Source organism: uncultured Nitrosomonas sp. (genome assembly GCF_902826915.1).
Lineage (GTDB): Bacteria > Pseudomonadota > Gammaproteobacteria > Burkholderiales > Nitrosomonadaceae > Nitrosomonas.
The window spans coordinates 29,577-52,310 of sequence record NZ_CADEGP010000005.1; the positions used below are offsets into that span (position 1 = coordinate 29,577).

At 46.7% G+C, this 22,734-nt stretch carries 17 protein-coding genes; 2 read left to right on the top strand and 15 right to left on the bottom strand.

Going from position 1 to position 22,734, the window contains the following annotated elements:
• Positions 1-24: 24 nt before the first annotated feature.
• Positions 25-1,254, bottom strand: a complete 1,230-nt coding sequence (locus QZV86_RS01610; protein ID WP_295623532.1) for a hypothetical protein — start codon at positions 1,252-1,254, stop codon at positions 25-27.
• A gap of 228 nt (positions 1,255-1,482) precedes the next feature.
• Positions 1,483-1,995, bottom strand: coding sequence for a protein tyrosine phosphatase family protein (locus tag QZV86_RS01615; protein ID WP_295623533.1), 513 nt, complete (start codon positions 1,993-1,995; stop codon positions 1,483-1,485).
• Positions 1,996-2,119: 124 nt separating this feature from the next.
• Here QZV86_RS01615 and QZV86_RS01620 point away from each other — a divergent pair, with 124 nt between their 5' ends.
• On the top strand, positions 2,120-4,837 hold the full coding sequence (locus tag QZV86_RS01620; RefSeq protein WP_295623563.1) for a cation-transporting P-type ATPase: 2,718 nt from the start codon (positions 2,120-2,122) through the stop codon (positions 4,835-4,837).
• Positions 4,838-4,844: 7 nt separating this feature from the next.
• Here QZV86_RS01620 and QZV86_RS01625 read toward each other — a convergent pair whose 3' ends face one another.
• The 10 genes from QZV86_RS01625 to glgC form a co-directional block, all read right to left on the bottom strand.
• Positions 4,845-5,861, bottom strand: coding sequence for a sodium:calcium antiporter (locus QZV86_RS01625; RefSeq protein WP_295623534.1), 1,017 nt, complete (start codon positions 5,859-5,861; stop codon positions 4,845-4,847).
• A 365-nt stretch (positions 5,862-6,226) separates the two neighbouring features.
• Positions 6,227-6,490: a hypothetical protein gene (locus QZV86_RS01630; RefSeq protein WP_295623535.1), complete on the bottom strand. Its 264-nt coding sequence runs from the start codon at positions 6,488-6,490 to the stop codon at positions 6,227-6,229.
• Complete coding sequence (locus tag QZV86_RS01635) at positions 6,477-6,896, bottom strand: VOC family protein (RefSeq protein WP_295623536.1); 420 nt, start codon at positions 6,894-6,896, stop codon at positions 6,477-6,479. Before QZV86_RS01635 ends, QZV86_RS01630 begins: the two co-directional genes overlap by 14 nt.
• A 79-nt stretch (positions 6,897-6,975) precedes the next feature.
• Entirely contained in the window at positions 6,976-7,299 is a 324-nt protein-coding gene (gene sugE, locus QZV86_RS01640) for a quaternary ammonium compound efflux SMR transporter SugE (RefSeq protein WP_295623537.1), read from the bottom strand.
• A gap of 74 nt (positions 7,300-7,373) precedes the next feature.
• A complete protein-coding gene (locus QZV86_RS01645; protein ID WP_295623538.1) occupies positions 7,374-9,173 on the bottom strand; it encodes a c-type cytochrome in 1,800 nt (599 codons plus the stop codon).
• Between the two features lie 32 nt (positions 9,174-9,205).
• Positions 9,206-10,681: a glycogen synthase GlgA gene (gene glgA, locus QZV86_RS01650; protein WP_295623539.1), complete on the bottom strand. Its 1,476-nt coding sequence runs from the start codon at positions 10,679-10,681 to the stop codon at positions 9,206-9,208.
• Positions 10,682-10,692: 11 nt separating this feature from the next.
• A complete protein-coding gene (gene pgi / locus QZV86_RS01655) occupies positions 10,693-12,327 on the bottom strand; it encodes a glucose-6-phosphate isomerase (protein ID WP_295623540.1) in 1,635 nt (544 codons plus the stop codon).
• 53 nt (positions 12,328-12,380) lie between these two features.
• The gene (locus QZV86_RS01660) at positions 12,381-14,387 is read right to left on the bottom strand and encodes an alpha-amylase/4-alpha-glucanotransferase domain-containing protein (protein WP_295623541.1); all 2,007 of its coding nucleotides are present in this window, start codon (positions 14,385-14,387) and stop codon (positions 12,381-12,383) included.
• Positions 14,388-14,464: 77 nt separating this feature from the next.
• Positions 14,465-16,177 (bottom strand): glycoside hydrolase family 57 protein, encoded by a 1,713-nt coding sequence (locus QZV86_RS01665; RefSeq protein WP_295623542.1) that lies wholly within the window; start codon positions 16,175-16,177, stop codon positions 14,465-14,467.
• Between the two features lie 131 nt (positions 16,178-16,308).
• Positions 16,309-17,628: a glucose-1-phosphate adenylyltransferase gene (glgC, locus tag QZV86_RS01670; RefSeq protein WP_295623543.1), complete on the bottom strand. Its 1,320-nt coding sequence runs from the start codon at positions 17,626-17,628 to the stop codon at positions 16,309-16,311.
• 146 nt (positions 17,629-17,774) lie between these two features.
• Between glgC and glgB the strand changes: the two genes are divergently transcribed.
• On the top strand, positions 17,775-19,961 hold the full coding sequence (gene glgB, locus QZV86_RS01675) for a 1,4-alpha-glucan branching protein GlgB (protein WP_295623544.1): 2,187 nt from the start codon (positions 17,775-17,777) through the stop codon (positions 19,959-19,961).
• 174 nt (positions 19,962-20,135) lie between these two features.
• On the opposite strand, the gene QZV86_RS01680 is transcribed toward glgB, so the two are convergent.
• The 3 genes from QZV86_RS01680 to QZV86_RS01690 all read right to left on the bottom strand — a co-directional run bounded on the left by QZV86_RS01680 (position 20,136) and on the right by QZV86_RS01690 (position 22,703).
• A complete protein-coding gene (locus QZV86_RS01680) occupies positions 20,136-20,468 on the bottom strand; it encodes an SMR family transporter (RefSeq protein WP_295623545.1) in 333 nt (110 codons plus the stop codon).
• Positions 20,469-20,712: 244 nt separating this feature from the next.
• Complete coding sequence (locus QZV86_RS01685; protein WP_295623546.1) at positions 20,713-21,339, bottom strand: PEP-CTERM sorting domain-containing protein; 627 nt, start codon at positions 21,337-21,339, stop codon at positions 20,713-20,715.
• Between the two features lie 389 nt (positions 21,340-21,728).
• Positions 21,729-22,703, bottom strand: a complete 975-nt coding sequence (locus QZV86_RS01690; RefSeq protein WP_295623547.1) for a 2-hydroxyacid dehydrogenase — start codon at positions 22,701-22,703, stop codon at positions 21,729-21,731.
• Positions 22,704-22,734: the final 31 nt, after the last annotated feature.

A 22,734-nucleotide genomic window follows, 5' to 3' on the forward strand; every position in this document is an offset into this window, starting at 1 on the left:
GTTTTTGCTTTGTTAGCCGATAAATTACTTATCTGATGGAATGTCATAAAGTTGCGTTGTAACGATTATTTCTTTTCCTGGCTCTGATTCCTTTATGAGAATATAGCGAGAATCGCCTTCTGTTTTGTGGAAGACCGTTTTACGATGCTCCGGCAGAGACTCCATGGCCTCATGCATTTTATTTCTGACGGTATTGGAGTCTTTAGTTCTGTTAAATATCATAAGTGCGCATTTAGAATCACGCCACGTCAGATAACCCAGAAGCTGACCAACGGCCTCACCGAACACCTTATTACCCCGCCAGAATTTACACTCAGCAATGAATACATTCTTGTTGACTTCCCGAATCAAGATATCTGTTTTACCGGACGCGTTAAACGTTTCCCCAGTAGCCCCACTCTCATAATGCCCGTTCAGTTGTAGTAGGAAATGATCTCGAATTGACTCTTCATCAAGCGATGCAAATGATGCGGGATTACGCTCTATAACCAGCGACATACTGCGCATGATTTCCAGGATGTGCTGATATTCCTTTTCATCCAAGACGGGCTCTGGTTGATACGCTCCAGTTTCCACTGAGGGCCTACTTGTTGGTCTAGTACGCCGCTTAGCAGGAATTGTGAATGTTGGTGAGGAATCAACTCTTCTAACAGGGATACCTAGCGCTGCAACAGCCCCCGTGGTTGCTTGCGCCAATTCTCTTTTTCTCTTTAAAGCCTGCTTCACTGCATTGGGGACAGAGTTGTTATGGTTGGTGACATCATTCTTAAGATAACCAACAGCATCTTCTAATGATTTGATGCTGCGGCATATATCCAACTTGAGCTGATCGGGATTGGCGGAATCATCCGGAAAGCTTATGCTCAATATTATTTCTCCGTTTTTCACGTCAATCTCTGGGTAACCGCCGGAACTCCATGTGGAAGCTCGGATTTGCCACAACTCCGGGTCACCTTCAAACGGGATGGCAATGTCTATTCTTGTCCCTCTAACAACTGCTCGCTCGCCGGGAAACACGGCCCTACGGAAATCATGGCTTACATCAATCTGCGTACCTGATTGGTTTTTAGTATATTGTTGATCTGAGTGAAGGACCAAAGGCTCAATTAGCGCCTTTTCAGTATAAAACTCCTCTAGCTCTGATTCTGACGCCTTCAGAACATATCCGTTCTCCAGCGACTTAATTTCATTTACTACTGAATCGATAATATTTCGAAAAGTAGCAAAGGTGTCTCTCTCGCTAAACGGATACATCGCTATCCTCTTTGTTGGTTAACGAGTAATTACACAGTTTCCATATATCTTCCCTATTTTGGCATTGATAGCAACTGAGCCGTTATGTTTGTCAGATTTGCTCTCGATTAGTACTCTAAATGAAACGATAGACAGACCTGAATATCATGTCTATCCATATTATTTGGCCAGAATATCGGGGATTTGTTGAAATTCAGTCTTCTTACAGCAAATGACTGAGCTAAACACTCAGTTGAGCATGATTTCACGAAGCTTTTCCTCGAGCGGAGGACGTAAACCCATTTTGCGTGCTTCTTCAATGGCTGTTTCCGGTTCAACGCCTTGGGTAATGCGATAACTGGCCCACATGGCACTGGCCCGGTTGCCCGATCCACAATGAAGCAATACAGGTTTCGGGGTTGATTCAATTATTTTGGTAAATTCTGCCACCTGTTCCTTCGTGATCCCGGCAACCGTGGTTGGAATGTTGAAGTACATCATGCCAGCCCTGTCGACCAATGCTTTTTCCTCGGCAGTTCCTTCATTTCTAGTGCGTAAGTCAATAACGGCTTTAAAACCGGTGGCAGCCAGTGCTTGCGTGCCGCCATCGCTGATCATTCCTGAAATGGCGATTTGTTCTGTGGCACGACTGTAGTTTTGTACCTCGATGACCTGATGTCCAAACGGTACGCGGCCGGATGCTTGTGCTAAGGTGGTAAACAGGATGGCCATCAGTGCCATCAGAATGATAGAGTATTTCATGGAAAGCCCCATTTGCTATGTTAAGGTAAAAAAATGATTTCCATTGTAGCTGTACTGGATAAACAAATACAAATTATTCCTGATAACCTTGCTCGTCGGCTTGTTGCGCCAAAGGAAAAAAATGATGTCGTATGATTCCAATTTGAGTGTTGATACAACACCTGCATGGCATAACTGTTCAGCGGAGCAGGTTGTGCAGGAACTTGCAACCGATCAGAGTGGTTTGTCACAATCGGAAGCAAACCTTCGTATGGAAAAGTATGGCGCCAATCGTTTAAAACCGCCCAAATCCGAAAGTGCCGTGATCCGCTTTTTGTTGCAATTTCATAATGTGCTGATTTATATCTTGTTGGGCGCGTCCATTGCGACAGCATTGCTGGAGCACTGGGTAGATAGCGGCGTTATTCTCGGTGTGGTCATTATTAACGCCATCATCGGCTTTATCCAGGAAGGCAAGGCGGAAAAAGCCCTGAATGCGATCCGACGCATGTTGTCGCTCAACGCGATTGTATTGCGCGCAGGGCAACGAGCGCAGATTCCGGCGGAACAATTGGTACCGGGTGATATTGTGTTGTTGCAATCCGGTGACAAGGTGCCTGCTGATATACGGTTGCTCAGTTGTAAAAATCTGCGCATCGAAGAGGCTGCGTTAACTGGCGAATCCGTGGCAGTCGAAAAATCGATTCCAGCGGTCGATGCCGTGACAGCGATCGGAGACCGTTTCTGCATGGCGTACTCGGGCACGCTGGTGGTTTACGGTCAAGGGATGGGCGTTGTGGTTGCCACCGGTCAGGATACCGAGATTGGACGTATCAGCCAGATGATCGCGCAAGTCGATAAACTGGTTTCACCGCTATTGCGGCAAATGGCAATTTTTGGTCGTTGGCTGACAATTGCAATTTTATTCTTGGCGGTGAGCATATTTGTTTATGGCTTTTTGCTGCATGATTATCCCTTGGGCGAGATCTTCATGGCCGCGGTGAGTATGGCTATCGCCGCAATTCCGGAGGGATTGCCGGCTATCATGACGATTACGCTGGCGCTGGGAGTGCAGAATATGGCGCGGCGCAGTGCCATTGTACGCAGATTGCCCGCAGTGGAAACGCTGGGTGCGGTAACTGTTATCTGTACGGATAAGACCGGGACACTGACGCGCAATGAAATGACCGTGCAAAGCATCATTACCGCGCATGATCAGTTGCAAGTCGGTGGCGTAGGTTACGCGCCAGAGGGCGGCTTTAGCCGGGATGGAAAGGAAGTCACGATTACTGATTATGCCGATATGCTGGAATTATTCCGGGTCGGATTGCTCTGCAATGATGCGTCGCTGTGTCAGCGTGGTGAAATATGGGAAATACAGGGCGATCCGACCGAAGGCGCGCTTATCACGTTGGCAATGAAAGCAGAGCTGGATTCGGTTTTTGAACAGAAAGCATTGCCGCGCACGGATGTGATTCCTTTTGAATCGGAACACCGCTTCATGGCAACGCTGCATCATGATCATGCTGGGCAGGGCCTGATTTATGTCAAAGGTGCGCCGGAAAAAGTGCTGGCCATGTGCAGCCATCAACGCAGCGAAGGGAAAGATCAGCCGATTCAACCAGATTTCTGGCATGCCGCGATAAGCGCAGCCAGTGAAACCGGTCAGCGCATATTGGCGATGGCCAGTCGCAGGGCGCAGGAAAAGCAGCAAACACTGGTACTCTCTGATGCTGAAGCGGGATTTACCCTGCTTGGATTGGTGGGTATTATCGATCCGCCGCGCGAGGAGGCCATCACCGCCGTGCAGCAATGTCATGCGGCCGGCATTCAGGTCAAAATGATCACCGGCGATCATCGTATTACCGCCTGTGCGATCGGCGCAAAATTAGGGATTGGGGATGGCCAGCGCGCGATTACGGGTATTGAACTGGATAAAATGGATGATGCGCAATTGCGTCAGGTTGCAGCAGATGTGGAGATTTTTGCCCGCGCAAATCCCGAGCATAAGCTGCGACTGGTGACAGCTTTACAGGAGAACGGTGCAGTTGTCGCGATGACGGGAGATGGCGTGAATGACGCCCCAGCGCTAAAACGTGCCGATATTGGCGTTGCGATGGGCCATAAGGGTACCGAAGTTGCAAAAGAAGCCGCAGAGATGGTGTTGACGGACGATAACTTTGCTTCGATTACGCACGCCGTGGAGGAAGGCCGCACAGTCTACGATAATATCCGTAAAACAGTTGTTTATATCATTCCAACCAGTGGTGGCGAAGCGGGTATCCTGATACTCGCCATCATTCTGGGTATGGCTTTACCCATTACGCCGGTACAGATTTTATGGATTAATATGGTGACGACGGTAACGTTGGCGATTTCACTTTCGTTCGAGCGGCCGGAAAGCGGGGTGATGTCACGCCCGCCGCATGATCCCAATGCATCCATTTTGTCAGGATTTCTGGTGTGGCGCATTGTCTTTGTTTCTTTATTAATGATCAGTGGCGGCTTTGCGCTCTACATCTGGGAAACCATGCAAGGATCCAGTATTGAGTGGGGTCGGACAGTGGTGGTGAATACGCTAGTGATGTGTGAAATCGTTTATTTGTTCAATTGCCGCTATTTGGTGGCTTCCGTTTATTCGCGCCAAGGTTTTTTGGGTAATCGTTATGTTTTATTGGCGATCGGTTTGTTACTGGTACTGCAGCTACTGTTTACCTATTCGCCAATTATGCAGCAATTGTTTGGCACAGCGGCGTTGGATGCTGCGGCTTGGGGGCGGATTATCGTTGTTAGCCTGGTTTTATTTCTGCTGATTGAACTGGAGAAATTCTTGTTAAGGAAGCGAGGTATTAAAAACTTGTAAACCTGAGTTATTCGCCGCCATGCAGATAAAACACGTATGTGTTGAGCAGATAGAGTGTGAACAGACCCAGGCTAATCCAGCCAATGCTAATGAAGAGGCGGGTGCTGGGTCGATAAACCAAGCCGACGATAACGATGCCGCTCATGATTACTGCCGACAGGGCGGAAAAAGCATGCAAGGGTGAAGTATGCGTTAGCAGTGGGCCTGCAAGAAAAATGAGGTCTTCCAATGCCAGTATCAGAATATTGAACAAGTTGCTGCCTAATAGATTGGCAATCGCCATATCTAGTGCGCCCATGCGGAACGCGGCAATGCTGACGGCAAGTTCAGGAAGCGAGGTGATCCCGGCAATGAAGAGCGTGCCTACAAAGGTGTTGTTCCAACCCATCAGTGCAGCCAGTTGTGTAGCCACAAACGGTAAATATATTCCGGCAGCGATAACCGCCAAGGCAGATAGCGCATAGCGTAGATAGGCCTGATGCAGAGTTATATCCGGATAGCGATCCGCGACCCGCTCAACGAACTCTCTGACCTGCGCGCGTTCATGGATATACATTGCACGCATGGCAACGATATAGAACATTATGATGGCGGGTGTATAAATGCCGATGTGGGCGATATTGAAAGTGTTTTTATCGATCAGTAAAACATTTAGTCCCACAAATCCAATGAGTATTACGCCAAATCCTGCAGATAGAATGTGGCTCGAGCTGGCGCGACGGTACAATGATTCGCCACGTACCAGAAAATCCAGTACTACTAGAATAGTCAAGTTGAATACACAACTACCCAGCAAGCTACCCACCGCAATATTGGGTATGTTTGCCAGTGTCAATGCACTGACACCTGTAACCAGCTCGGGCAGTGAAGTCACCGTGGCAAGTAGAATGAGACCCACCCAGCTTCCAGATAAACCTGTCTTGTCGGCGATAACGTCGGCGTACCGGCATAATCGAGTTCCTGCCAAGCCAATGAGCATGGCGCAAAGGCCGAATTTAAACCAAATGATCAGAGCGGTCAGCATGTGACGGGTATTTTATGTGTTTGGTACGAGCGACTGGATGTGGGCATTTTTAATCATGCTATCGAGCAGAAAGAAGTAGTAATCTTAATATTTCTGTTCGATAGCGCATTGCTTGTTCGGATATTATTGTTTTATCATCAAATTGTTATGTGTTCCTCAGGAGTGACTGTGCAAATCATCGAGAGCTACATTTTTATAGACCTCATTATTCCCGACAGCTCGCCTGGAATAATTGTTGTTCGATAATTTTTCAGGGTCGATTAAGCAACAAAATAAGTAGTCCTGCAAAGATCTCACAGCATATGTCGCTTGCAATAACCTCATTCTCCAACCGGTCTAGGATATTCCATCGGTTCATAAGGCTGTCATTTCGGATCACTTCCGGTGCCGGATTGCTTTTTGTACGTTTCATACGAGGTACTTGTACTCGACAGGCAATGGTCACGATCTTGATGATCCATCAACCGGTTGCACTCATTACGTTGCCACGACTGGCCCGTGGTATAAAGTTGCTGAGTTGAGCAACCCGCAAGACCGATTGCAAATGTCATCGATACGATTCCAATAACCGGCAAGCGCGGCTGTTGACTGTGTCGATGATTAGAATAATAGCCATCAACCCACGACATTGATCATCCAGCTGATACCAAAACGGTCGGTGAGCATGCCAAAACGCGGCGACCAGAATGTTTTGGCCAACGGCATCTGTACCTGCCCACCATCGGATAGCGCGATAAAGAAACGATCCGCCTCATCCTCCGTAGCAACCGAGATGGAAAGTGAAATGCCGCTGTATTGCTGACCTTCCTCACATCCATCCGAAGCCATCAGCACATTGTCGCCGATGCGAAAGCTGGCGTGCATCACTTTATTATCAGATCCCGGTGGAAGCATATCTGCAGGGGGCGGTTCCGGGCTGTCTTTGAAACGCATCAGCATGTCAATCTGTGCACCGAGTGCGGTGCGATAGAACTCCAACGCTTCTTCACAGCGTCCACCAAACATAATGTAGGGTTGGATCAATGCGCCTGGCATGTTATCTCCTTGATATTATGGTATTTGTATCTTGCGACATCCACGATCATCGCGCTATTATTCTTAGCAATGAATGAGATTATGAATCCGGTGTTGTGAGCTTGAGGCCAACGATGCCTATAATAATTAAAGCAATGCTGATTAAACGTGCCGCATTTACAGGTTCGCCAAACAGTACGATTCCGAGAATCGCCGTGCCGATCATGCCCACGCCTACCCAGATGCTATAGGCAGTGCCAACTGGAAGCGATTGCATGGCAATGCCCAGCAACCAAACACTGGCGATGATCGCGAAAATCGTTCCAATTGTGGGCCACAATTGCGTAAAACCTTCCGTATACTTCAATCCGATGACCCAACCAATCTCAAATAGCCCTGCAGCAACAAGAATAACCCAAGCCATATGCACTCCTTTCCGAGATTTGTTCGCTGTTTTGTATAACGACTCTTACACGCCGGTTTATTACCAATATGAAATCACAAAGTCTTCAAATATTCAATGATAGCAAAAGCGCTTTGTTTGTCGTCAGACCAATTGAGACGATAAGTTTTTTCACCTTCCACGATATCCTTATCGTGCCCTTTGTTGCTCAAAGCTGGGATCGCGTTGACCTGAAACACATAGCCCTCGTTCTGATTGGCTGTTTGTTCAGAATTCCAGGAAAAGCCGAGATATTGAGAATCGTAATCAAGGCGACTTTTGATAAAACTGATTGGGCGCTCGTCTGGAACCAGTAAATGATAAACAGTCGGTACCGTGCCATTATGCAAATAGGGCGCTTGCGCCCAGATTCCGCTTAATGGTCGGGCGTTGTAACCATGATGTTCATTATTGGGCGACATTAGCAAGTCTTTTTTGCCCTCAAGAGAAATGCCGTCAAACTCGGCGCAGGGCTTGATATCTTTGCCAACCAACCGAATGGAAGTATCCGGCGCACAGTTCGCATACAACTGTTTGCGTGCGGCATAATTTAACAGTGTACCGACCACGTAAGCCCTTTTCATGCTGGTACCGAGATTATCGTACACTTTGCCGTTTTTGGGCTGATGACAATCGGCGCAGTGTTGTGCAAATAGCGCTTGTCCTTTCTTAGCTAGCTCGATATCTACATTAAAAGGATAAGGGCTGGCCGGCAAACCATCGAGCAGTTCTTCGGCAAAAGCAGCCACCCGCACATCGGTCTTTTCCAATCCCAAGGTCAGCATGGCGATCAGATTGCGATAGATTGGCATCGGCACATTACCGTTCCATTGCCCCCCGCCATTGATAAATCTTTTATGGCTTTCATCCCAGCTTGCACGGCGCTTATCTTGTTCCCATACCGACATAAAATCGGTAATGCCCGGTTCCGGCGGAAGCGAGACACTGGCAAGCCCTTTAATAATGGGAATCTTGCGCAAATTCATATAGCCGTTGATGGCACTTAGCCCCGTCGCATCCGCCATTCCGGGAAAACCAGCCAGCATTTCTGATTCAAGACCTTCGTAGTTCTTGGCGATTAGTGCACCAAAACCTTCGTATTCCGCTTCAGCGCGCTGCGCAAATTGCTTGATCGTTTGCTCAGCATCTTGTTTGAACAAAGCGATCTGCGCGGCTTCGTAGTCAGCGTCAAAGTTTCTATTGCCTGTTTGGAAATTGTTATAAAAATAATGCGGATCGTGTTGCTGAACTGCATCCAATGCATCAAGCAATTTCTGCGCTAACAATTGGTATTTATTGTCGCCGGTTTCACCCGCATAGGCTTTTTGCAAGGTCTGATACAGCTTGACGCGGAATAACGCAATATTGAAAGTCGTATTCACGCCGCCGTCGAGATAGTCCATTTGACCGTTTTCAAGCCGCACACGGCCGATGTGACAAGCGCCGCAGGTGAATGATGCATAATCGATATTACCTTGCGCCTCAGCGCGAGACAAACCGCTAAAACCAATGCCGCGTGCAACGGGATAGGATTGCTGCCGTTCATCAATAAACAGACCCACCGCATCAAGAAAATTTTCTTCGCCTCCCCATAATTCCGGTGCCAGTTTGGGTAAGAGTTTCAACGCAATATAGGGAATACCATCGATTTCGCTAAAAGCAAAATTGCCGAACCAATCATAAGCGACTTGATGAGACTGAATATAATTTGATTTTTCTTGAGATTTTCTGGCTTGCGCCTGTTCCCAGTTTTCCGGTACTTCACTCACGACAGCGGGTGGTAGCGGTGCCTCTAACGGATGCGCAATACAAGCAGACAACAAAGCGACAAAGAGAATGCTTAATGTGATTTTCATGACACTTAGTCCTATTGAATTAAGATCGTGCATCAGTGTAGCAGCATGCGGTAAAGTGCTAGATAGGCTGTTGCGCTCGCGTGCCAGCTGAAATCTTTGGCCATGCCATTTTTTTGCAGACTTTGCCAGGTTTTTTTATTGTGATAAGCAAGTACTGCACGTTTTATGGCGCCTAGCAAGTTATCAGTCGTCATCGGGTAAAACACGAAGCCACTGGCCGTACGATTTGCCAGTGTGTCGGGGGTGCAATCCACGACTGTATCGAGTAGACCGCCCGTGGCATGAACTACCGGTGGAGTACCGTAGCGTTGACTATACATCTGATTCAATCCACAGGGTTCGAACCGTGATGGCATCAGAAAACTATCAATGCCGGCCTCTACTAAATGAGACAAAGCTTCGTTAAAACCAAAATGGAGCGCGATTGATTCAGGGTAGGTTTGTGCTAGCATGGAAAGCAGATGCTCTAGTTCGGCATTACCACTCCCAAGCACAACCAGCTGCGCGGGTATTTTTATTAATTGCGGAGCAATCTGGATCAGCAGATCAATCCCTTTCTGATGGCTCAAACGGCTGACAACACCGAATAGCGGAATAGTCGCATCAACTACCAGCCCCATTTGTCGCTGCAGCGCAGCTTTATTAGCCGCCTTATCCGACAAGTTTTTGCTACTGTAGTTTTTGACCAAATGACGATCCGTTGCAGAATCCCATTCAGCGGTCGCTATGCCATTGATAATGCCGATGAGATCAGGCCGACGAGCGGTCAATAATCCTTGCAAACCGAATCCTAACGGTTCTATCTGAATTTCTTTGGCATAATTGGGGCTGACGGTAGTGATCTGGTCGGCATAATACAACCCCGCTTTGAGAAATGACAAATTGCCATAATACTCTACCCCGTTGATATCGAAACTATCCGATGGTAATCCCAGTTGCACCGTGCTTCCAGGTGGGAAAATACCTTGAAATGCTAAATTATGGATGGTCATCATCGTGGCAGCTTTCTTCCCCGAATGAAAATGTAAATAAGCCGGGGTGAGCCCACTCTGCCAGTCATTACAATGAACTATGTGCGGACGCCAGGCAATCGGACTGGCGTCGCTAGCCAGAATGGCACCAATTTTTGACAACAGGCCGAAACGTAATGCGTTATCTGGCCAATCACGGCCAAACGCATCCATATAGGGTCCGCCTTCGCGGTTATACAGCCCGGGACAATCGATCACGAACACCGGAATTTTCTCGGTTTTGCTCAACGATAATCGGGCCGAAAGCAATGAAGCCGGTGGAAACTGTGATAGCGCATTGAATTCGGCTACTTTGGATTTGTATTTCACTCCGGCAATGACTTGCGGGTAGCCGGGTAACAAAAGCCGCACATCGCTGTGCAACGCACGTAATGCAGCGGGTAATGCTGCACTGACATCACCCAGGCCACCGGTTTTGCACAAAGGGTACACTTCAGAAGTGATAAATAGAACGCGAAGTTCTTGAGATCGCGGCATAAATGATATTTCTACTGATTTTCCTTGAAATAATTGATCAATCCGTTGGTGGATGAATCATGCTTTGTCACAGGTTCACTGTGTTCCAATTCGGTTAGAATTGTTCCGGCAAGCTGCTTGCCTAGTTCCACCCCCCATTGATCGAACGGGTTAATGTTCCAGATTACGCTTTGCACAAACACTTTATGCTCATACATTGCGATTAATGAACCCAGTGTATGGGGATCCAGTTTCTTGAATAAAATGGATGTGGTTGGGCGATTACCGGGAAAAATCTTATGCGGCAGTAATTGCGCCAGGGATTCTGCCGGCATACCTTGCGCTTCAAGTTCGGCGCGTACCTCCTGCTCATTTTTGCCCGTCATCAGCGCCTCTGTTTGAGCAAAAAAATTCGCCAATAACATGCGATGATGTTCGCCCATTGGATAATGGCTTTGGCAAGGCGCCAGGAAATCAGCTGAAACGATTTGCGTGCCTTGATGTAACAATTGGTAGAAAGCGTGCTGACCATTGGTTCCAGGTTTGCCCCAAACAACCGCTCCGGTGGCGTAATCGACCACTTCACCATTGCGGGTGGTGCGCTTGCCATTGCTTTCCATTTCCAGTTGTTGCAAATAGGCGGGGAAACGGTGTAGCGATTGATCATACGGCAGCACAACATGAGAAGATGTACCGAAAAAATTGATGTGCCAGATACCAATTAAACCCAGCATAACCGGCAAATTTTTCTCCAATGGCGCAGTAGCGAAATGCTGATCCATTGCTTCCGCACCTGCCAGCAACGAATAGAAATGATCCATACCAACGGTCAAAGCAATCGGCAATCCAATAGCTGACCATAATGAATAGCGCCCACCAACCCAATCCCAGAATTCAAACATGTTATCCGGGTCAATGCCAAATTTTTCCACGGCAACGCGATTGGTCGAAACAGCGACAAAATGATGCGCGATGTCTTTTTCATTGCCGCCGTTGGACAGAAACCACTCGCGCGCAGAATGTGCATTGGTCAGAGTTTCCTGAGTAGTAAATGTTTTTGAAGCAATCACAAAAAGCGTCGTAGCTGGATCAAGCTGTCGCAAAATACCTGCTAATTGTGTGCCGTCAACATTTGAAACAAAGTGTGGTGAGATGCCTTTCAGCCAGTAAGGTTTAAGTGCTTCAGTCACCATTACCGGCCCCAGATCCGATCCACCGATACCGATATTGACAATATCGGTAAACATTTTTCCGGTGTAACCTCTGCGCGCGCCGCTTTGAATCGCAATCGAGAAACGCTCCATTTGCTTCAGCACGCGCTTAACATCCGGCATCACATCCGCGCCATCAACCATTATGGATTGATCACCCCGTAACGCAATATGTAGTACCGCACGTTGTTCAGTCGAATTGATTCTTTCCCCGGAAAACATCCGTGCAATCCAATCTTTTAGCTTTTGCTGATGCGCCAACGCCAGCAATAATTCAACAGTTTCATGATTGATCGACTGCTTGGCATAATCCATCAAAATATTGTTGAAAGTCAGAGAGAACTTTTCAAAGCGTTGCGGATCTTGTTGAAACAATTCCCGTAAATGTTGATGCGTCATAACGGATTGATGCGCCTGTAAGGCTAGCCAGGCAGATGATTGCGTAAGAGTAGACATAGCGTTTTTGAGTTGCTGAATATTAGGAGTTATGAATCTTGAATGAAATGAAACTACCGGACATTAATCTCCAGTGTAATGATTAATTCCTGAGTTGTTACAGGCCATTCCAGCAGCAGTGTCGTTGCCTGCATAATTTTTTCAAACCCGCTTTCAGATTGCGACACCGAAAAATGTGGGTGTGCACTTAACGTCACTGGATGAGATGTATTTAGCACCACGCAACCGCCCAGCGTATCGTCATCTAATGTTATTTCAGTCATGCCGGTTAACTCAAGCAATTCACCAAAACCGCCACGAATTTTTCCCTGATAAATGTAGCGTCCGCCCATGCCATCACAACTAGGCATCGCAAGATTGATTTCGGTACTGAATCCATGCGCCAATTTAGCGGTAAAATGATATGCGACCTGTAATTGATTCTGATCCAACATGACGTGTTTATGGATCGGATATTGGGTATTTTCAGATTGAAAGTGGTTATTTTCAAGTGCTGAAGCGATGGATCGATAGGCGATAAATGTGCCATCTAAGCGATCGATGAACAAGCCGCGAGGATGATCATCGGCGACGATGTCTGCCGCATTAATCTCATGCTTATAGCTGATTCGGTCGTGCGCTGACGCGATGCCGCTAACGGTATCACTGGATGGATCCAGTTGTCCCGTCTGAATTTTCTGGTAATAATGTTCGGTCTGAACGCGCAAGGTATCGCCAAAGTTATGCTTCAACAGATAAGCATCCAGTTCGCAGATACTGGCAAAACCGTCTAATTTTAGCACTGCCTGTAGCACACCATTTTGCAGGTACGCTTCTTCCACGCCATCTAGGTCGGTATCTTCGGTAAAATATGAAGGACGCGGCGCGCAGGTATCGAGCAACGCTTCCAGCTCAACCATGCCATTGTATACAGCACGCCGCAGATGCGGGAGATACAGGCCGCCAAACATGCCATGCCAATAGGCATCATTCGCTTGAGATTCGTACAGTTTCTGCTGCATTTCATTAGTGCGTTGTAGCACCGGTAATTTATCCAGCCGCGCAGAAAGTCCCAACATGCGCTTATGCATCCAATTGGATTCTGGGTAGCGGGAAAAAAAGTTTTTCCAAATGCCGCCTCGGATAAAAGCCTTCTTGTGCTCATGCCAACCGCTTGCCTTTGCCTGCTGTAACAGCTCTGCATAAATATTGGCGGAATGCGTAGGCAGAGTCCATTCATTCATTTCTATGTACGATACCGTAGGCAGGTAAACAATGCCGCGGGTTTTCTCACCGGCATGATATTCGCTGTAATGCTGGGTACATATTTTGTCGGAAGCCAGTACGCCTTGGATAAAATGCTCAAGCCAGCCTTGCTCATATACCCAATGATACGTTTCCGGCCAGATGCCAAATTTCTCGATATCATCAAAATAAACCGCTGCAGGGTTAGCATCTGGCAAATGATGATCCGCTAATGATTCCAGATAAGCGATGGTCTCTTCAACCGGAGAGAAAGGAATTTTATAGCGCAAGGATTCAGAAATTGGGAATAAATCGAGTTTATAAGCATCTTCCTCGGTGGTGAAATAACCACTCAATTCTTCCGGTGTTTTACCGGCACATAGAAAATGGTAGTCATCTACAGTGACATAGCGAATTCCGCAATTTACCAAAGCCGGAACGACCGTAGATTCCCAAACACGTTCAGTCAACCACGCTCCTTGTGGACGTTGACCAAACTTTGCTGCTAGTTTATTGGAGAAGGTATCAATCTGCCCGATGCGATCCCGGTTCGGAATGACCGCCAAAACCGGCTCGGTATCACCTGCACCGAACAATTCCACTTGCCGACGCGCAACCATCTGATGCAGCAATGCCATATCATCAGGAAAATGTTGCAACAGATAATCCAGTAACCATCCCGAAAAATGAACTGAAAAACGAAAGTCCGGATAGCGATAAAGTATCTGCAGAAAAGGTTTGTAACAACGCTGATGCGCGTCTTTCAATACATCGGGAAAGTTGCCGACGGGTTGATGGGCATGAACACCCAAAAGTAGCGAAACACGTTGTGACATTCAATGACTCCCGTAACCGTTAAGAACCCAAGGCAATCCAGAATGCTTTTTTCAAGCACGGATGAATGCGGTTTGAATTAATCTCCGTTTGACGAGGATCGCCGCATCGCTCCGCTCGTTTCGGTGTATTCATTACCTTTACTAACGGGCTCAAGTATTGCTGGAGGTGTCGGTAGTTTAAGCAAATGATATAGGTTTATCAGATTTTTCCTGAATAATTGATCGAAGCTTGCTACCGAATGTGCCGGGTTGTAATCACCAAACCACCAAAACCAATCTGAACTCTCACAAGACGCCAATTGCCGACTGGCTTGAGTTTTTTCTTCCTCAGTCAACCGGTCGCTTTGCATCACCAGATCAAAACTATGTTTAGCCGCACAGAGCATGTCCCATGCGCAGTTTTTTTCGTTATCGCCAATCCAAGTAGAGAATGTTCCATATACCCAGCTACCCGCTGCTAGCGTAGGCAAAGTTTCAATCGTATTGGTCTCAGCGTGTGCAAGATAATCTCGATAAGTTGTGGTGCGGATATACGGATGATCATCAAGCAAATGATAAAGATCATCAAGAAAATAGAAACCGTTATAGGGATATGATTCCCAGGCATTCTCACCATCCAGAATAACACTGATAATCGGATTTTCCTGAGCTGATGTGTTGTGATAGATGTGATCCAAAGATTGCACAAAATTTTCAGCTGCATCACGACCAAACCATTTGGAATATTCAAAACCGATTAAGTCAGATAATTGATCATCGCGGAAAAAACAAATGACGTCTTTTGATTCTCCATCTATCCGGTAAGGATGATATAAATAGTGATTTCGATCCGAAAGTGGTTTATCAGGATATGATGCACGTAAGCTATTGACCAGCACACCTTCCCCACTAGCACTCCACTGACAACCTTGTTCTGCCAGGATCTTTATTAATGCGGCTGATAAAGCGCCTTCAGCAGGCCAGGCACCGACAGGCTTTTCATTGAAACGCTGTGTGTGACTGGTGACTGCAGACGACAAATGGAATGCTACACGGCTACGCCCACCTGGATAGATGTTATGCACGGGTAGGGTGACATCAGGTTGACTATCTTGAGCAGAAGTAAAATCAATCAGAAGCGGCGCGAGCGGATGATAATGAGGCGTGGTGGATAATTCAATCTGACCAGACTCAGCAAGCTTGCGATAGCGTGGAATCAGGTCCGCAATTAATTCTCCAATTAAAGTAAAGAGCTGTAGTCTATCCTCATGGTTAAACTCCTGATTTTTAGCCATCAATTTCATCACAAACTCGTTGTTTCGTCGTACACTTTCTCCCATCCACGCCAAGTGATACCAAACCACTAAGTCAGCCAGATATTGCCCCGAAAAATACTTTAACTCACGCTCACTTACTTTGTTGAAAACTTGATAAAGTTCATGCAAGCGCTTATAAGCTGGGTACGGTTGCAACATGTTCTCATGATTGCTGAGAAAGCAACTGTCAAATAAATACAGTCGATCCTGCATCGTAATGTTTTCGAGCTCAGGTGTTGCTAGCAGGCGTAACAAAGGACAGTGTACTTGCTTGGTAGAGAATTGTTGTGTGAAATCTTCCAGCTGATCCAACAGTACCGGCACAAAATTGACAACTGCCTTGGTTTTTGGATGCGATTCCAAATGATAAGCCATATCGGTATAGTCCTTAATGGCATGCAGATACACCCAAGGCAATACAAATTGATTAGTCACATAATCCCGATAGTCCGGTTGATGCATATGCCATAACAAGACAAGATTTATTTGCTTCATTATAAAAAATAATATTTATTAGGTTAATAATTACAGACTCTTACTGAGTCAGTTAAGTTTCTGGCATAAAAACGAATATGCTTGGCACTATGTGCCGCTCAGCGTTATTTGAAATGTTTATTCAATCTTTGTTAACATACATTATGTATTTCCTGCCCTAGCATTTCTGGTGTAATTAACGTAATGCCTTTTTCGGTAACATAGAACCGCTTGCGGTCCTGCTCAGGATCAAATCCAACGGTTAATCCTTCAGGAATCACGCATTTCTTTTCCACCACAACACGCCGTAGTTGTGCATGGCGACCAATTTCCACATTGGGAAGTATGACCGAATCCTCTACATGACTGAAGCTATTGACTTTCACGTTGGAGAACAGCAAGGAACGACGAACGGTAGCACCGCTGATAATACATCCACCGGATACGGATGAGTCCAATGCCTGGCCACGTCGGTCATTATCATCAAAAATAAATTTTGCCGGAGGCAATTGTTCCTGGTGTGTCCAGATGGGCCAGTCATCATCGTACAGATTAAGCTCCGGCGTGACGGAAATCAGGTCAACATTGGCTTCCCAGTATGCATCCACTGTTCCAACATCACGCCAATACGGTATTCCGGATGCCATATTAACGCAGCTATTCATGAATCGATGCGCAAAGACGCGATAACGAGGCACCAAATACGGAATCAAATCTTTACCAAAGTCATGCGATGAATCATGATCTTGATGATCGCGAATTAATTGTTCATAGAGAAAATCGGCATTAAATATATATATGCCCATACTTACCAACGCTTTCTCAGGTTGGCCGGGTATCGACACGGGCTGAGCCGGTTTTTCAATAAAACTGGTTACTTGCCATTGGTCATTGACGCCCATCACACCAAAAGCACTGGCTTCTTGCTGTGGAATTTCGAGACAAGCCACCGTCATATCCGCAGATTTCTCGATATGTTCAGCCAGCAGCTTACTGTAATCCATTTTATAAATGTGGTCCCCACCCAGAATCAATACATATTTCGCATCGTGGCGCAGTAAAATATCGATATTCTGAAATATCGCATCGGCTGTCCCTTGGTACCATGTTCCATCGGCAGTTCGCTGCTGCGCCGGAAGTAGCTCGACAAACTCCTTAAAACGTCCATCGAGAAAACTCCAGCCATGTTGAATATGGCGAATCAGGCTCTGTGCTTTATACTGGGTCACTACACCTATACGCCGAAAACCTGAGTTAACACAATTGGACAGAGGAAAGTCAATGATGCGAAATTTTCCACCAAAAGGCATCGCCGGTTTAGCGCGCCAGTCGGTCAATTGATGTAAACGGCTACCCCGCCCACCCGCTAGTATCAATGCCAGTGTTTCATGTGTGATGTTGCTACGAAAACGGCTGCTGGTACTGTATTTCGTCTGGGATTCATTTGCATGTACAGGTTCATTTTTATCCATAGCAATTAATAGCCCTTTTGCCTCTATGTGAATATGTTATCGTATTATGGCACTTTCTTACAGACTGCTTCGAATTTAATTGCCTTTTGTCAAAGAATAGACAGGTTATAATCCAAGCCGCATCTGCTAACTCCATATTAAAGGTGATGACCACGAGCAAACCCAATTATCTGCTACATGCACTGCTCAACGCAAAGCTCCATGATCCTTATGCATATTTAGGATTACATAGAGAACATAATCAAGTTTTAGTGCGCGTATTTCGTGCCTTTGATGCACAGGTATGGATCAAAACATCCATCGGCTATGAGCCGATGCAATGCGCTCATCCTGAAGGAGTTTTCGAATGGCGCGGCGAATCGATGCCGACCATGCCGTACCGCTTGCGCATTGAAGGGAAAGACTCAAAGCATGCCGTCTATGAAGCATACGATCCCTATGCTTTTATGCCACAAATTTCTGATCATGATTTGTATTTATTCAATCAAGGTAAGTTATGGCAGGCATATCGCATGCTGGGGGCCCAGTCGACCAAGAATGCCGGTGTTGATGGAATGCGCTTCGCAGTATGGGCACCAAATGCAGAGCGCGTCAGCGTCGTAGGAGATTTTAATCGCTGGGATGGCCGAATGCATCCGATGAAAGTGCATCACGCCAGCGGTGTATGGGAATTGTTTATTCCGGAATTACCTTCCGGCATTCATTACAAATTTGAAATTCGCAATCGCGATAGCGGTGAAATTCTTGTCAAGACGGATCCCTTTGCCCAGCAATACGAGTTGCGCCCCAACACGGCCGCGTTGATCCCCGTGCATAAGGCCTATCATTGGCAAGATACTACTTGGATGTCACGTAGATCCGATTGGGATTGGCTGCATGCGCCGCTGAATATTCTTGAAATTCACGCCGGATCATGGAAACGGCATCCGGACGGACACTTCTATACCTATCGGGAACTGGCAACGCATCTATTGCCTTACGTGGCGGAGATGGGTTATACCCATATCGAGTTGATGCCCGTCTCGGAACATCCGTTGGATGAGTCCTGGGGTTACCAAACGACGGGATATTTTGCCGTCACCAGCCGCTTTGGCTCGCCGGATGATTTCCGGTTTTTCGTGGATACCTGTCATCAGGCGGGAATCGGCGTGATTCTGGATTGGGTACCCGCGCATTTTCCTCAGGATACTTTTGCGCTGGCGCGTTTTGACGGCACCGCCTTGTATGAACACGAGGATCCACGCCTGGGGTTTCATCAGGATTGGGGCACCTATATCTTCAACTATGGCCGCAATGAAGTGAAATCCTTTCTTCTGTCCAGCGCTCATTATTGGCTATCCGAATTTCATTTGGATGGACTGCGCGTCGATGCGGTGGCTTCGATGCTCTATCTCGACTATTCACGCAAGGATGGCGAATGGTTGCCAAACAAATATGGTGGGCGAGAAAATCTGGAGGCGATTGATTTTATTCGCGAGCTGAATATCATGGTGCACGGAGAATTTCCTGGCGCACTCACACTGGCGGAAGAATCCACTGCTTGGCCGGGTGTGTCGCGCCCTACCTATGTCGGCGGTTTGGGTTTCTCGATGAAATGGAACATGGGTTGGATGCACGATACGCTTTCTTATATACAGCAAAATCCGATTCACCGGCGCTATCATCACGAACAGCTGACTTTCAGCCAGCTCTATGCGTATACCGAAAATTTTGTGTTGCCTTTTTCGCATGATGAAGTGGTGCACGGCAAGGGTTCACTTTGGAACAAAATGCCCGGAGATTCCTGGCAAAAATTTGCCAATGTGCGCTTGTTACTGGTCTATCAAATGACTTGTCCAGGAAAAAAACTCAATTTCATGGGCAATGAATTCGCACAGCAACGCGAATGGCGCGTGAGTCACGAACTTGACTGGTATTTACTGGAGCAACAACCACATGCCGGGGTGCAAGCTGCTGTGCGCGATTTGAATCATTGTTATCAAAATACCCCGGCTTTACATCAACTTGACTTTACTGCCGAAGGTTTTCACTGGATCGACTGCCAAGATGCCGATCAATCGATAATCGCTTATTTGCGGCGCGCCATCGACGGAACATTTGTGTTGATCATTCTCAATTTTACTCCGGTACCACGCACCGGCTATCGCATCGGTGTACCAGCTGCCGGCGCTTATCAAGAAATCTTTAATAGCGACTCCACTTATTACGGTGGCAGCAATGTCGGCAACTTAGGTAATATTGACAGTATATCGATCCCCTGGATGGGATTTGCCAATTCAATGGCAATTACGCTGCCGCCACTGGCGGGGGTTATTTTTTCTTGGAAAGAATAACCCGGAGATTAGACTGACTTGATTTATTCAGTTTAACGGGCTGTTGAAAAATGTTTTCGAAGCAGCTGATGCGAGGAAAAACAGGTGAAAAGCGCAGTTTATGCCTAATAAATGAAAATTTTGAACCTGTTTTTAACACTGCAGCGGCAATGCAGTTAGTTTTTCAACAGTCTGTTAAAGTGAAACAGTCTGCGAAAACATGTTAATCACCACAATCCCTGCAACGATTAGCACTAAGCCAATCACAGCAGGGATATCCAACGACTGCCCGAAAAAGATCCAACCGCTCAGCGCAATCAATACCAATCCTGCGCCGGACCAAATAGCATAAGCCACCCCGACCTGAATGGTTTTGAGTGTCAACGAAAGCAAATAAAAGGCTAGCACATAGCCCACAATCACTACGAGCGACGGCCACAAGCGAGTAAATCCTTCGGATGCCTTAAGAAATGAGGTTGCAATCACTTCACTGATAATCGCGATTGAAAGAAAAATCCAGTGCTGCATTCTAATAACTCCATATTTTGTACCACTTGGTGGCGGATACATGTATTAATTCCAAATGACACACAGAGTAACTATAACAGGGATGAGGAACAACCAATGACCGGCAATCATTTCAGCCTTCTTTGCTCTAAAAGCCGTGTAATGGAGCGCCGACTTCTCAAGATAACCTACTGCTTAAATAGGCTGTTGAAGAATGTTTCCGCGGCAACAATGCAGATAGTTTTATTAACCTGTACCTGATCAATTAGGCGATCTTACGGCGGTATCTGATGAAACCAAGTAAACCCAGTCCAACAGCCAGCATGGCATAAACTCTCGGCTCTGGAACAGGAAGGAGATTGACTGCAACATCGGAACCCACTACCGCCATGGTCCCAGAATAGATCAGAGTTGAATTATCGGGAAAAATGACGGATGCTCTAATCACCATTCCGATCAGATCGGATACTATCGCGGCATAGTCACTGTTACTCGCAACGTCGGGATCCCACAAAAACTGAAATTTATCGAGCGGATCATAACCGGTGAAGTTAAAACCGAAATGCAGCGCATTATGCACGCCAAACGGAGATGAAACCCCATCACCAGCGGGATCATGAGCGAAACCAGAATCTTGCAAGACACTAAACACCAACGGTTCTCCGAGTACGCATCCCGTGTTACCACACTGCGTGCCCGACAAATCAAACCGCAGGCTCTGGATCATACCATCGGTCCTGTTAGAACTCGCAATATCTACCGTAAAGGAATCGAGCGGACCAAGGGTTTTTATGAAAACTGATCCTGATGCACCTGCATGACTCACTCCACCTAGCGTCACTACGAAACCAACCGCCAGAGCAATTTGTTTCAACCATTTTAGTATTTTCATTCGCTTCCCCTTTCAAGTAAAAATATCTTAGATTTTCTTTGCTTGTTATCGCAAATACGCATTGTGTAATGTAATCACTTTCCTTAGTAGCTAATGGTTCATAGTCGTTCCTGAAAGTTTACTATTACTATTTAAATAAGGCTATGTCACAGCTGATTATTGAGAATGACTTATAGAATCACATGATTTTTTTGTAAACAATTGGTTATGTCGTTTCATGGTAATTAAAAAGTCATTTGTCATCAGAGTACTGTAAAAATCAACAGTTAATTGTTACATAGCCTTAAATAACCCGATGTTTATTATGCGCAGAATAATTAAAAATCGCTACCAGCAATTTGAATTCGCGGATTAAACTTTGCTAGATTTCATGTTCTTTTGATTTTTCGCTATATCACTTTGCTATCTGAACCAGCTACTTGATTAAAAGGCTTATCCTGGAAAAAATTCTCGATATTGCCTGCCAATTGATCCAGCAAACGCTGTCTAGATTCCCGACTAGCCCAGGCGATATGCGGCGTAACAATCAGGTTGCCCGGTTGCTGCCGCAGTATCAGATTATCCTTGTTCGGCGGCTCTTCCTGGATCACATCGATCGCAGCACCGGCAATCCGGCCATTGGATAAGCTCTGCAATAAATCGACTTCATTGACCAAACCACCGCGCGCGGTATTGATCAGATACGCAGAAGGTTTCAGTAGATCCAATTCTCTGCGGCTGATCAGGTGTTGCGTTTCCCGCGACAATGGGCAATGCAGCGTAACAAAATCCACCCGCCGCAACACGTCGTCAAACGCGGTTCTGCCAGAGCGTGGCGGTTTGCCTTTATGCTCCGCGATCAGCACCTGCATCCCGAATGCGTGCGCCACGTTAGCCACCGCTTTACCCAATTCACCAAAACCGATGATTCCCAATGTTTTTCCGGATAACTCCTGAATATCAAAATCCAATGGACAGAAAAATTGGCTCGCTTGCCAGCCGCCGCGTTCCATCAGCTCCTGATAATCCACAAAATGGCGCGCCAGATTCAGCATCAGCATAAACACGTGCTGCACTACTGAGGGCGTAGCATAACCACGCACATTACACACCGGAATATTGCATTCACCAGCAGCTGCGAAATCGACATTGTTATACCCGGTTGCCGCCACGCAGATGAGTTTCAGATGTTTCGCCGCAACGATTGCTGCGCGGTCGATAAACACCTTGTTGCTGACGATCACCTCGGCCGTGCGGATTCTTTCCTGCACCTCCTGTTCGGAAGAGTCATGATAATACTGCCACGGTGATACTGCTCGCTCCAGCGCCGCGCAATCCATATCGCCGCGAGTTACAGAACCAAAATCCAAAAAAACAGCGCGCATCTCAATCCTCCAGCTATGATCGAAAATCATA